Annotated in this window: 12 protein-coding genes and 2 pseudogenes; 1 reads left to right on the plus strand and 13 read right to left on the minus strand. The window is 46.7% G+C overall.

Features of this window, described 5'->3' with window-relative positions:
• Positions 1 to 30 precede the first annotated feature (30 nt).
• The 12 genes and pseudogenes from dprA to DXA20_RS06210 form a co-directional block, all read right to left on the minus strand.
• Entirely contained in the window at positions 31 to 1125 is a 1095-nt protein-coding gene (gene dprA, locus DXA20_RS06160; RefSeq protein ID WP_118559682.1) for a DNA-processing protein DprA, read from the minus strand.
• Positions 1122 to 2629, minus strand: a pseudogene (locus DXA20_RS06165) (YifB family Mg chelatase-like AAA ATPase). The gene dprA and the pseudogene DXA20_RS06165 overlap by 4 nt, the downstream one beginning before the upstream one ends.
• A gap of 165 nt (positions 2630 to 2794) precedes the next feature.
• A complete protein-coding gene (gene nrdR, locus DXA20_RS06170) occupies positions 2795 to 3247 on the minus strand; it encodes a transcriptional regulator NrdR (RefSeq protein ID WP_022306119.1) in 453 nt (150 codons plus the stop codon).
• 70 nt (positions 3248 to 3317) lie between these two features.
• Complete coding sequence (locus DXA20_RS06175) at positions 3318 to 3584, minus strand: YlmC/YmxH family sporulation protein (protein WP_022306120.1); 267 nt, start codon at positions 3582 to 3584, stop codon at positions 3318 to 3320.
• Between the two features lie 62 nt (positions 3585 to 3646).
• The gene (gene sigG / locus DXA20_RS06180) at positions 3647 to 4423 is read right to left on the minus strand and encodes an RNA polymerase sporulation sigma factor SigG (RefSeq protein WP_022306121.1); all 777 of its coding nucleotides are present in this window, start codon (positions 4421 to 4423) and stop codon (positions 3647 to 3649) included.
• Positions 4424 to 4517: 94 nt separating this feature from the next.
• The gene (sigE, locus tag DXA20_RS06185; protein ID WP_118559683.1) at positions 4518 to 5264 is read right to left on the minus strand and encodes an RNA polymerase sporulation sigma factor SigE; all 747 of its coding nucleotides are present in this window, start codon (positions 5262 to 5264) and stop codon (positions 4518 to 4520) included.
• A gap of 13 nt (positions 5265 to 5277) precedes the next feature.
• On the minus strand, positions 5278 to 6099 hold the full coding sequence (locus DXA20_RS06190) for a sigma-E processing peptidase SpoIIGA (RefSeq protein WP_118559684.1): 822 nt from the start codon (positions 6097 to 6099) through the stop codon (positions 5278 to 5280).
• A gap of 192 nt (positions 6100 to 6291) precedes the next feature.
• On the minus strand, positions 6292 to 8328 hold the full coding sequence (locus tag DXA20_RS06195) for a sulfatase-like hydrolase/transferase (RefSeq protein WP_118559685.1): 2037 nt from the start codon (positions 8326 to 8328) through the stop codon (positions 6292 to 6294).
• Between the two features lie 163 nt (positions 8329 to 8491).
• Positions 8492 to 9844, minus strand: a complete 1353-nt coding sequence (locus tag DXA20_RS06200; protein WP_118559686.1) for a L,D-transpeptidase — start codon at positions 9842 to 9844, stop codon at positions 8492 to 8494.
• 52 nt (positions 9845 to 9896) lie between these two features.
• Positions 9897 to 10636, minus strand: a pseudogene (locus DXA20_RS06205) (ABC transporter ATP-binding protein).
• 70 nt (positions 10637 to 10706) lie between these two features.
• Positions 10707 to 10874 carry a hypothetical protein gene (locus DXA20_RS17615; RefSeq protein ID WP_330420666.1) on the minus strand — a complete coding sequence of 56 codons (168 nt, stop codon included), beginning with the start codon at positions 10872 to 10874 and terminating at the stop codon, positions 10707 to 10709.
• A gap of 67 nt (positions 10875 to 10941) precedes the next feature.
• Complete coding sequence (locus DXA20_RS06210; protein ID WP_330420667.1) at positions 10942 to 11493, minus strand: ABC transporter permease; 552 nt, start codon at positions 11491 to 11493, stop codon at positions 10942 to 10944.
• A 230-nt stretch (positions 11494 to 11723) separates the two neighbouring features.
• Between DXA20_RS06210 and DXA20_RS06215 the strand changes: the two genes are divergently transcribed.
• Entirely contained in the window at positions 11724 to 12152 is a 429-nt protein-coding gene (locus tag DXA20_RS06215; protein WP_118559687.1) for a hypothetical protein, read from the plus strand.
• A gap of 144 nt (positions 12153 to 12296) precedes the next feature.
• Here the strand turns inward: DXA20_RS06215 and DXA20_RS16490 are convergent.
• Positions 12297 to 12526: hypothetical protein (locus DXA20_RS16490; RefSeq protein ID WP_207664220.1), on the minus strand; the 230-nt coding region annotated here is incomplete at its 5' end.

Raw genomic sequence — 12526 nt, forward strand, 5'->3', positions numbered from 1 at the left:
ACCATCCTTTCAAATTGCAGGCATAGGTGTCTACAATACTATTGCATAATACTGGTTTCCAATCTGCTTGATGACTCCCTTCATTTCGAGAGAAAGCACAAGCTGCATGATCCGCTGCACAGGCAAACCCGACATCCGGACCAGCTCCGATATATGAATCGGCTCTAAACCTAAATAAGAATACACTATTTTTTCAGACGTTTCAAGCATTACCTCACATTTTTTCTTTCGGACGGACGCATCCTCGTCCAGAAAAATACCTAATCCGTCAAGAATATCCCTCGTCTGTGTGACAAGAAATGCTCCGTTTTTGATCAGGCTGTTACTCCCCTTGTAGCATGGGTCATAAATGCCTCCGGGTACGACAAACACGTCCTTTCCCTGCTCCAGTCCAAGCTCCGCAGTAATCAGTGATCCGCTCTTTTGTCCCGCCTCGATCACAAGGATTCCGTCGGATAATCCGCTGATGATCCGGTTTCTCATTGGAAAGTTACCGGGATACGGCGGCATCCCCGGACTAAATTCCGAGATCACACCTCCGTTCTCCTGCATCAGCATATAACTCTCGATATGGTTATCCGGATAGCACCGGTCAATACCACAGCCCAGCACACCATAGGTTCTTCCGCCTGCCACCGTAAGAACACCTCTTTGTGCTGCAATATCAACTCCCCTTGCCAACCCGCTGACAACTGCGATCCCGTTTTCCGCAAGCTCTCTTCCGATCTGCTTTGCCGTCTCCATCCCGGCGTGGCTCGCATTTCTCGCCCCCACCACCGCCACGGACGGCACATGCTCTGACGGAAGACTTCCTTTATAATATAATGCATACGGTGGATCTGCAATATGGTGAAGCTTTGCAGGATAGTCCGGATGGGTGACGCAGGTAAATAAAATGTCCCTGCTGCAAATGCTGTCCCACCGCCTTTTGATCTGCTCGCGGTTTCTCGAAACAATCAGACGGTCAATGTCCTTCGACCGCAGTCCGGCAACCTGCGCCAGTGCTTCCCTATCCGCTTGAAAAACCGCCTCCGGCTCTCCAAACACCGAAAGTATTGCCTGTATCTTGCGGCAGCCGATCCCCGGGATCGATGAGAGCCAGAACTCGTACAGTCCCTTCGTCATGATGCTCCCCCCTCTCCCCAGTATCTGCGGTCAATCGAACGGTAAAACACAGCCTCTGCAATATGCTCCTGTCCAATCGTTTCACTTCCCGCCAGATCAGCAATGGTTCGTCCAACTTTTAAAATCTTATGATAGGCTCTCGCACTAAATTCCATTTTCTGAAAGATATCTTTGAGATATTCTGCAGCCTGCGCCGACATCACACAATACTCTCTGATCTTGTGCGGCGTCAGATCACTGTTATGGCAAAAGCTTTCATTTCGGTATCTGGCAAACTGCAGCTTCTGTGCCTGTTCCACACGACGGCGGATGATATCAGAAGACTCCGGCTCACACCGCCTGTCTCCTTCTTTCCACTCCAGATGGCGGTATTCTAACGGCATTGTCTCCGTGCAGATATCAATGCGGTCCAACAGCGGTCTGCTGATCCTTCCGAGATATCTTCTGACCTGTCCCGGGGTGCAACTGCATTTACTGCGATCCGGATACCAACCGCACCGGCACGGATTCATTGCTGCCATCAACAGTGTGTGCGCCGGATAACGACAGCTTCCTCGAAGCCTTGACACATTGACCCAGCCGTCCTCCAGGGGCTGTCTTAACACCTCCAGCGTGTTGCGTTCAAATTCCGGCAGTTCATCCAGAAACAAGACACCTCCCGAGGCAAGACTGATCTCACCGGGTCTCGGATAAGTACCTCCCCCGATCAGTGCCCGCTGGGTTGCCGTGTGATGCGGTGACCGAAACGGGCGTCTGCGCACCAGTGGCGTCTCACCAGAAAGAAGTCCCGCCACGCTGTATATCTGTGAAATCTCCATCTGTTCCTCAAAGGTCATCGTCGGCAATATACCGCTCATCCTGCCTGCGATCATTGACTTACCGGAGCCCGGCGGACCGATCAACAGCAGATTATGCATGCCGGCTGCTGCGACCTCTGCAGCCCTGCGCGCTGTCTCCTGACCAAGCACCTCCTTAAAATCCGCCCCTGTCTCCCAGACAGACTCTCCATTGTGTTGTCCCCGGTAAACATGATTGTCTAGCATATCCTCCTCAAGCAGATCGATCACCTCTCGAAGCTTCTTCACACCGATCACATTCATTTCCGACACTACCGAAGCTTCCTCCTGATTCTCGGAGGACAGAATGCAATAGCTTATCCCCTGTGAAAGTGCACCGTACACCATTGGCAAAACTCCGCTCACCGGGCGCACTTCACCCTCCAGGCTCAGCTCCCCGATCAGCAATATATTACTGAAATCTGATTTGGAAATATAGCCGTATGCCGATAACACCGCCACGGCAATGGCAAGATCATACCCGGTTCCATCCTTCCGGATGTCCGCAGGCGAAAGATTGACCGTAACTCTCCGTGGAGGAAAACGAAAGCCGTATTCTGTAGTGCAACGCGAACACGCTCCTTCGCCTCCTTGGTCTCCGAAGAAAGGTCTCCAACCAAAGAAAAAACAGGCAGTCCATCGGATATGTCTGCCTCGATCTGAACCATGTGGCCCTCAATGCCTGAACCGCCACACAAAACGTCTTACTGTACATACTGACTCCTTTCACTCTCCGCAAAAGAAGCTTCCCCTCAATATATATTTTCGTATTATAACACCCACAGTAACAAAAAACAATCCCTGTTATGTAATCGGGATTGTTTTGTGATTCATTATTTGTCCAGGATCTTCTTGATCTCATCCATAAATATGCTGACATCCTTAAACTCACGGTAAACCGATGCAAAGCGCACATACGCAACCGGATCCAGCTTTTCAAGATGATTCATCACAAGCTCTCCTATATAGCTGCTTGGAATCTCGCGCTTCTCCTGATTAAAGATCTCTGCCTCCACCTGATCGACCAGCGCATTCATCTGATCGATCGACACTGCGCGCTTATGGCAGGAACGGAACACACCGCTCTCGATCTTCGTTCTGTCATAACTCTCCCTGCTCTGATCCTTCTTGATCACAACAAGCGGGATTGCCTCCACCTTCTCATAGGTAGTGAAACGCTTTCCACATTTATCACACTGTCTTCTGCGCCGGATCGATGCATTATCATCTGCCGGGCGTGAATCAATTACTCTTGTATCGTCCTCCCCACAATACGGACATTTCATGCCGGTTACCTCCATCTTTTGTTCTTAGCAACATTATCGTTCAAACCGTCCAAAAATGCAAGCAGTTATTTTACTCTTCCCACTGACATTTCTGCAGGCACTTTTCCCGTTCCACCTCCACAAGAATCACATCCGTGCCGATTCGTTTGATCTGCTCGTAAGGAACAATATATTCCTGATCTCTCCCCAATATGCCAAGCACCTTGCAGGGACCCGGAATGATCAGACTGCAGATTCTCCCTGTTTTCTTTTCAAAATCTACATCGCAGACATTTCCGAGCCGTTCCCCGTCACAGATGTTGATCACTTCCTTTTCCCGAAGCTGTGACATTCTCATATGGCATCCTCATTTCTGGGCAAAAGCCGGTCATTTGTATTATTTTATGCGCTGCCTTCCAATCATGTGAGGTAATTTTTCATGGATTTTAATGCTCTTTTTTCCAGACGACTGACCTGTGCCTGGGATATCTGTATCTCCTGTGCCACCTCCATCTGCGTTTTCCCTTCGAAATAACGAAGCTCTATGATCCTGTGTTCTCTCTGGCTTAAGCGGTCTATCGCTGCTTTTAATGAAATCTGCTCAACCCATTTATCCTCCTTGTTCTTTTTATCACTGATCTGATCCATAATGTAAAGATTATCGCCGCTCTCCGCATAGACCGGCTCATATAAAGATACCGGGCTCTGGATCGCGTCCAGTGCAAAAACAATATCCTGCGCAGGAATATCGAGCTTTGCGGCAAGTTCCTCCACCGTCGGTTCCTTATCCGACTCCTTCATCATAGCTTCCTTCGTATAGATTGCTTTGTAAGCAGTGTCGCGGATCGAACGACTCACCCGGATGCTGTTGTTATCCCGCAAATACCGGCGCACCTCTCCGATGATCATCGGCACTGCATAGGTACTAAATTTCACATTCAACGTCGTGTCAAAATTGTCAATTGCCTTCATCAGACCGATACAGCCGATCTGAAACAGATCATCCACGTTTTCACCGGAACCGGAAAATCGCTGGATGATGCTTAGCACCAGTCGTAGATTCCCCTTGATAAATCTTTCTCTTGCCTTTCGGTCACCCTCCTGTATCTTCCGGAATAATTCCACTTTTTCTTCATTCGTCAATAATGGTAACTGAGAGGTATTCACCCCGCAAATCTCTACTTTATACATTGCCATGAGCGTTCTCCATTCTGCGAAAGAATTTCTGTGATTGTGCAGCACCGGCATGATATCACCGGCTATGTATGTAGGATTTGCGATTCCGCCTTTTTTATACCTGTTCCAGACGCATGATTTCTTTTTTCAGACGCTTCATAATCTTTTTTTCCAGCCTTGAAATATAAGACTGCGAGATTCCAAGCAGATCTGCCACCTCCTTCTGTGTCCGCTCCGCCCCGTCCTTTGTGTTAAGTCCAAAGCGAAGCTCGATGATCATGCGTTCCCGCTCTCCGAGCTTATCTAACGCCATCCGCAACAGCTTGCGGTCCACCTCCTCTTCCAACCCCTTTGAGATTGCATTCTCATCAGTGCCGAGAATATCTGACAGCAATAGTTCATTGCCATCCCAGTCGACATTTAACGGTTCATCGATCGACACCTCCATTTTCACCTTATTGTTGCGCCGCAGGTACATTAAGATCTCATTTTCAATGCATCTCGAGGCGTAGGTTGCAAGCTTGATATTTTTCAGCGGATTAAAGGTGTTGATCGCCTTGATCAGACCAATTGTACCGATAGAGATCAGGTCCTCAACACCGATCCCGGTATTGTCAAATTTCTTGGCAATATAGACGACCAGCCGCAGATTATGTTCGATCAGTCTGCTTCTTGCCTTCTGATCCTGCTCCGTGCCAAGCAGCCCAAGGATTTTGCTTTCCTCCTCCCTGCTAAAAGGTGCCGGCAGGATCTCCGCCCCTCCGATATAATGGATCTCTCCCCCCTTTTGGGGGAGAAACCATCCCCGCAGTTCGGGCATGATACGCAGTTGAAACTTATTTGGCATACTTATTTTTATCATTTCTTCATCCTTTCTATTTACCTTCTTCCATACATAATAAGCTGAACGGCAGAATCTTCTGACAATTGCGGCTGACCGCCGCAAGGAAGTTTCTGATTACAGAACCGTCCTGCAGGATCAGCAGCGGAATACGGTATGCCGGAAGCACACCATCGCCCCCGATCGAATGATACGGGATCATGAGCGGACGTTTCTGTTCGGCAATCTTAAGCTTAAGCGCCAGACTCTGTGCCATGATCATTACACGTTCTCCGCTGTAGGGACTTACCAGACAGTTTCCGGTATCTAACAACAGCCGCAACGGATAACGCCTGCCATCCTCCAGCCCTATGATCCCGTCCATCGTGTTCACGCGCTTCTCCCCATGTCTGAGATAGCGTTCCATCACAAACAGTACAAGGAATACACCTGCTGCACCGGCAAAGACCATCCATATTCCGGGACTGCGCCACCTGCAGATCCACTCCCGGCACACATAGATCATCCCCCCTGTCACAAGACTGACCTGCAGCATTGCAAAAATATCCTTCAAGAGCTCCCGAAGCTGCTTTTCGTGAAATGTGATCTGAAGCATTTCCAGTGCTGTGAGAAGCGCGACCACCAAAAGAAACACTCCCGGCTGGTACATTTTCTGCATTCCTCCTGCCTTCCCCACGCAGTAACGCAGCCACAATAATACAACCAGCGTTTCCTGGCTGCTCCCCAGAAATGCTGCCACCACAAGACATCCTTTTTTGAGATATTTGCGCCGCAGCAATGCCGTCATCCCGATCAGAAACAGGTTCATTATGAAGTTCAGAACCAGATATACATCCCAATAAAACCGCATGGTCATCGCATTTATTACGTCATCTCCTTCCTGTCTTTTCTAAGGACAATTATATGCAAGCTCCTTCAAGAAAAATGTCAAATCAGGGCGAAAACAAAAAAAGTCGTGTCTGTCATCTCGACAAAACACGACTTTTCATTTGATCTTTATCACACAGTATTCCTTAGATCAGGTTTATCTGTGTATTTGTTCTGCACCCTACTGCGCCTCTTCTGCCAGCGAGGTATCCTTAAAACGGACCGGATTGCTGCAGCTTAGCTTCACACTGTCCCCATTCTGAACCTCAACCACAAACGTATTCGGCAGTTTATCCGGCTCATAGGATTTGTTCTTATCCAGTTTACGTTCAGAGCGTTCCGGGATCTCCTTCAACTCAATCCGGTGTTCATCCAGCCACTTGGATTCGAGTTCCTTTCCATCAAATATCACCTTACAGTACGGGGTAAAATTCTGACCATGAACGATCACTTTACCGTTCCTTACCGTGACGTTCTCAAGCTTAACAGGCTGCGTTCCCATTTGCAGATCTGTTGCCTCAAACGGAGCCTCACCTCCATATGCATAGTTCTCTCCATAAAGAAGATCATATTCTAATGTCCTTAAATTCTCCTTATAGCGGTCACTGCTCCGATCTGCCTGCTGATGATACTTTGTGATCAGTCCCTGATGGATCCCAACCTGATCAAGCACCTCCGAATAGAGCTGATATGCTGTCAGATCCTGATCCTTCTCCTTCAGTCCGTAATTATTCCAGACAATATACTGTGTCTCATACAGACTTCCGTCATTCAGATCCTCATTGGTAAGCTCAAGGCTTGGCAGATGATCTCCATACAACACAAGCACAGTCGGCTTCTTACGCTTCTCCAGCGCACTGATCAATCTGCCGATCATCTGATCGACCTCATTGATCTCATTGACATAATAGCGGTAACTGTCCTCTTTGCCCTCCGGAGAATTATAGACCTCGATCGGATCCTTGGCATCCGGATCGACATCATTATATTTTCCGTGACTCTGCACCGTAATCCCAAAGGTAAAGCACGGCTTCTCTCGGTTAGTGTTCAATGTCCTAAGAATCTCATCCACCATCACATCATCCTTCGCCCAGCCATTCGGATTCAGGGTAATGTTATTCATATACTCCACGGATGTGAAGCTGTCAAAGCCGAGATTGGAAAAGACCTTGTTACGACCGTAAAATGTCGCTGTATTATTATGAACTGCATGACTGGTATAACCGATCTCAGCCAGATCATTGCATATACTCTCAGAGGTTTTGCTTTTAAGAACTGTTTTGTACGGATATTCGCTGACACCAAAATCATGCTGGCTCATTCCCGTCAGAACCTCAAACTCTGTATTGACAGTTCCTGCCCCCACAGTCGGCACTGTCAGCTGTCCATTCGTATACTCCTTCTGCAGCCGATGGAAATTCGGAAGGGGATCTCTCGAAAAGCTGATCTTCTTCACATCACAGATATCAAAGAAGGATTCCAGCTGGATCATTATGATATCCGGCTTCACCTTCGTATCCTTCTGCTTGTCACTGATAGAAGCCTTAAGCTTTGAAACACTTTCCTCAGAATAATCCTCCGGTTTCTTGATGCCGGTGTCTATGATACTGTTGGCAAAGCAGTACACAAATCCATAATTCTCGTAAGCCTCTGAGATATTGGTATAATTCTCTGCCAGTGCCTGAACGGACGTACTCGACTTATGCATCACAAAAATACTTGTAATAACTACAAGCACCACGAACGTAGAAAGCATATATGCCTTCTTTGTCTTGTTCTTCTGAATGCATGGCGTCTTGCGGAACAGTACAACCAGGGAAACCACCAGAAGGGCAATTGCAAAAAAGATCATCACCACATTAAACGCCGTCAGATAATGACCGGACACACTGATTGCACTGCTGATCAGTGTAAAATCGACCGCAGAAAACGGTGTCACTCTGAAGTGCAGTATCACAAAATTGACAATGCCGAATAAAAGCCAGACAACAGACATGAAAACGAGAACAAAAATCTCCCGCTTAAAATACATTGCAACTGACAGAGTCAGCATAATAATGAGTACATTAAATAAAAACAAAAATGGCTGCTCGACCATATACGAAAATGCCGAAAATAAAGACTTTCTATTCAAGCTCTCAATCACGACGTCCAATATAACCGGCAGTAAAACATAAAAAGTCACAAACTTTTTGAGCCGTAATAATTTTTCTCCCATGATCAACCTTCCTTTATATCAGTTTCCTGTAATGCAAAATATCGGCGCAGGCAGATAAAGACCTACTCACGCCGATAGTATATCACTTTCTTTTTCAAATTGCACGAAAATTTTATGATTGGTTTCTTAAAATTTTATGAAACCATTTTCTTCATTATTCGCGCTACTGAACAGCAGTCCCGGACGCTGTCTGTGCCGCTGCTGTCAGAAGGATCGTTATCTTCGTCTTGTTGCCTGCCTGATCCTGAACCTCATAAACAACCTGATAGCTTCCATCGTTCTGCTTTGTGATCTTCACCTGAACATCCGAAACATGCAGCGTTGAAATATTATCCGATACACTGATCAGCGATCTTGCATATTTCTCAGTGACGGTAACAGACGGATCTACCGGATATCTCTTTCCATCCTCCACGCCGGTGATCTTCGGAGCCTGATCGTCCACATAAGCCTTTACACTGACCTGTGCAAGCTCACTGGCATTCTGTGCCTGATAGGTCACCTTGTAAACGCCCTCTTTCAGCTTCTTAAAGATTACTTTTACATACTTACGGTCAAGAGCTTTCCCCTTCTGGGTGATCGTGACCTTCTTCAGTGCATTTGCCTTGGTAAGCTGATCTGCTGACTGTACATATAGATCGCCGGCACCGGTAATCTTCGGAATCGGAAGACTTGCTGTTACCTTGATCTTAACAATCTTTTGAACCTTACGTCCAATCTCATCCTTCAGCTTATAGATTACTTTATACATACCCGGCTTTTTGGTGTTGACCTTTTTGACAACTTCACCATTATAACGGATCAAAACCTTAATCCGTGATGTTGCATCATAGCCTGTCGTATTCTTTGCGGTTACGCCGCGCTTGACAGAAACACTGCCGCCATACGGCACGGTCTGATTCCTGGCACCGGAAATAGTCGGCTTCTTCTTGTTCCACGGATTACCGGAGCTCCATACATCGGTCGGATCCCATCTGCTGGAGGACGGCAGCCTGATTCCTGAAGGTTTGCCGAGCGGTCCCGGTTTGGACGAATTGTAAACGGTTACCGGAGATCCGGACGGTACATTGTCATAAATCCATTTCGCATCTGCTACGGTAAGGCGTACACATCCATGGGATGCTGTTGTTCCAAGGCGGTTATATGCCTCTGACGACAGTGTGGACGGTGACGGCTTATAGTACCATACGGAATGAAATAAAATGCCGCCGTGGATCCTGGTACAATACTGACCATAACACGGTCCGATCAGAGTATGCCAGCGCATCTTCTCTCCCAGAGGGAATGTTCCTACCGGTGTGGCTGCTCCTGTAGAGCATACCATTGCCTTGACCGGCTTATACTTTCCGTTTGCATTCATTTTATAAATCGTAACACAGTTTTTCTGCTTGTTAACCTTGATCTTATATCTGGAAGCGGCTCTGCTGACAGAGCTGTTACCTGCCAGACTGATGCATACCGCCAACACAAGTATGATCCCCAGCGCCTTCTTAAAGATACAGTTGTTCCGTTTCATGTTCTCCCTCCTGTTATCTGTTTAGATCTTCACCGGTAAACATCTGATTCTGCTACTCGGTCATGTTCTTGTAGATTCTTGCAACCTTGTCAACCGGTCCCTTGGCAACCAGATGACCACCATCAAGAATGATCGCACGGTCGCAGATTCTCTGAACCTGCTCCAGGGAATGTGACACGAAAAGCACGGTCACGCCCTTGTCAAACATATCCATGATCTTTTTCTCGCTTTTACGGCGGAACTTCTTATCTCCGACCGACAAAACCTCATCGAGGATCAGGATCTCCGGCTCTACTACTGTCGCAATGGAAAATCCCAGACGCGACTTCATACCGGAGGAATAATTCTTGATCGGTACATCAATAAACTCTCCAAGCTCCGAAAAATCAACAATCTCATCAAACTTTTCATCGAGAAACTCCTTGGAATATCCAAGAACCGCACCGTACAGATATATATTCTCTCTGCCGGTATACTCCTGACTAAAGCCCGCGCCAAGCTCCAGAAGAGGCGCAAGTTTACCTTTGGTCTGTACATATCCTGTTGTCGGCTTTAACACACCGGACACGATCTTAAGCAGCGTACTCTTACCGGAACCGTTCAGTCCAAGCACACCGAGACGCTCGCCCTTTTTCACTTCGAAATTGATCTCACGCAATGCCCAGAACTCATTAAAATGCAGATCCCGTTTCAGAAAACGGATCATATATTCCTTCAGGTTATCTACCTGTCCTGACTCAGGTTAAAGCGCATTCCTACGTTTTTTACCTTGATGGCAACATTATTCTTCATTGAACTCTCCATTTCTGCAAATATGCAATTTGTTGCAATGATCGCAACGATCCTCATCGGTTATCTACAATTACAAATACAAAATGAAATCATCCTGTTTCTTATAGAAAAGCACCATTCCTATCACTAAAAGCACGACTGCAATCCCTGCTGACAGAACACAATAATGCATATTCATCGGTACTCCATATAAAACCGAATTACGGAAATTGGCAATGCACATATATACCGGGTTCATATTAAACACCCATCCTTTACCGCTCTTGATGATCCTTCTACCGGATAGAAAATAGCAGATGCATACATCACAAGCATACAGCAACGCCCCAGATATATTCCACATCACGGAAAAATACACTCAGTGTGGCAAGGATCAGGCTGACTCCAAGCGACATCACGAACAAAATAGCGAGAGGGATCCATGCCTGTACCAGATACATTGTCGGCTCCACCTTCAGGACAATACCGACACCGACCAAAACGATCAGAGAGATCAGGAAGATCAGGAAGTTCGATACCACAGAGGATACCACATAAATATACTTCGGCACATAGACCTTTTTTATCATTGACGAGTTACCGCTGACAGACTTAAGCCCCGCCTTCGTTGCTGACTGAAAGAAAGAGAACAAAAGACGACCGGTCAGTACATACACCGGGAACTGCTTTGTTCCTTTATTGAAAAAAGTACCAAACACAACCGTCAATACAATCATGGTCAAAAGCGGCTCGATCAGAGTCCAGAGGATTCCCAGATATGACCGGCGATACTTTAATTTGATATTCTTCTTGACTAATTCGTACAAAAGATTATTGTACTTTGTAAAATTCCTAATAATCTGCTTCGATTTACCCATAGATTTCCTCATTTCTGCCACCCTGCTGTCAGGCAGCATTCATTTCGAATTATCATTTTCCCTGTCCTTTAATGCGGACAATCGGTACTAATTATAACATAAGCTGGAGAAAAGTCAATTTTTCTATCGCATCCCCCGATTCTATTGACCCCGCCGCCTCTATGTGATAAAGTACAATCATAGGGAGAATGCATTTGCAGACTACTCCCATCGGAAAGGAAGTCTTTTCTATGATACAGTTAAATCGAGAAGCCGGTATCTCTCAGAAATACGACGGTTCATTAGATTATGGCATTGAGATGTACGATCATCTTCCATATAAAAGAAACAGCGATGTATGTAACGCCGGTGCGATCGCACTTTACAGCGGACATATCATCAAGTATTATCTCTGCAACAACGAGGAGGAAGTCTATCCTGTTGACAACAGGGATGATAAGATCCAGTCGATCCTGCAGCGTGCCCGCGAACAAGCCATGAAGCTTCAGACAGCACCGGAGGAACCGGAAGTGATCGGAGATCCTTCGGAGATCACAGACGAACAGATGCAGGCATTGACTGCGGAGCAGCCTGAGACACCGGAGGATGCAGAGGTTTCTGACACAGAGCAGCCCGCAGCCCCTGAGGTTGTTAATTTAGATGATATAGAAGACTGGTAATCCTGGTACTTAAAATCCCGGTGGAATTACTCCGCCGGGATTTTTCTTTGCTTTAATGTCTTTCAGGCACTGCCTGTGCTTCTCTTCTTCTGTCAAATTTTATTATCTCAAACTTCGCACATAAAATATATCACTGCGCCCATACTATTTCTTATGTCCGAAGCCTAATTTTGTTTTTTGCCTTGATTTTTTGAACAACCGTGAGCTGGTGGTATTAAAATTGACGCAGATCAGTAGGATTTCTGAAAAGTCTTTGCTTTGCAATGCTTTGATAAATACGCATCCGTACGACTGAGCTCCGTAGGTGAGCTCAGCTATTTCGGACGGCACGCTCCCGCTACCACTGCACCACGCAGCGGTACATAACGCCCCAT

The organism is Roseburia sp. AM59-24XD (genome assembly GCF_003478445.1).
Classification (GTDB): domain Bacteria; phylum Bacillota; class Clostridia; order Lachnospirales; family Lachnospiraceae; genus Jutongia.

Coding starts and splice junctions, on each gene's coding strand:
- dprA (WP_118559682.1), bottom strand. CDS start 1,125: ATGACGAAGGGACTGTACGAGTTCTGGCTCTCATCGATCCCGGGGATC.
- sigE (WP_118559683.1), bottom strand. CDS start 5,264: ATGATAAAAATAAGTATGCCAAATAAGTTTCAACTGCGTATCATGCCC.
- DXA20_RS06210 (WP_330420667.1), bottom strand. CDS start 11,493: ATGGGTAAATCGAAGCAGATTATTAGGAATTTTACAAAGTACAATAAT.
- DXA20_RS06200 (WP_118559686.1), bottom strand. CDS start 9,844: ATGAAACGGAACAACTGTATCTTTAAGAAGGCGCTGGGGATCATACTT.
- nrdR (WP_022306119.1), bottom strand. CDS start 3,247: ATGAAATGTCCGTATTGTGGGGAGGACGATACAAGAGTAATTGATTCA.
- sigG (WP_022306121.1), bottom strand. CDS start 4,423: ATGGCAATGTATAAAGTAGAGATTTGCGGGGTGAATACCTCTCAGTTA.
- DXA20_RS06215 (WP_118559687.1), top strand. CDS start 11,724: ATGATACAGTTAAATCGAGAAGCCGGTATCTCTCAGAAATACGACGGT.
- DXA20_RS17615 (WP_330420666.1), bottom strand. CDS start 10,874: ATGAACCCGGTATATATGTGCATTGCCAATTTCCGTAATTCGGTTTTA.
- DXA20_RS06195 (WP_118559685.1), bottom strand. CDS start 8,328: ATGGGAGAAAAATTATTACGGCTCAAAAAGTTTGTGACTTTTTATGTT.
- DXA20_RS06190 (WP_118559684.1), bottom strand. CDS start 6,099: ATGACCATGCGGTTTTATTGGGATGTATATCTGGTTCTGAACTTCATA.
- DXA20_RS06175 (WP_022306120.1), bottom strand. CDS start 3,584: ATGAGAATGTCACAGCTTCGGGAAAAGGAAGTGATCAACATCTGTGAC.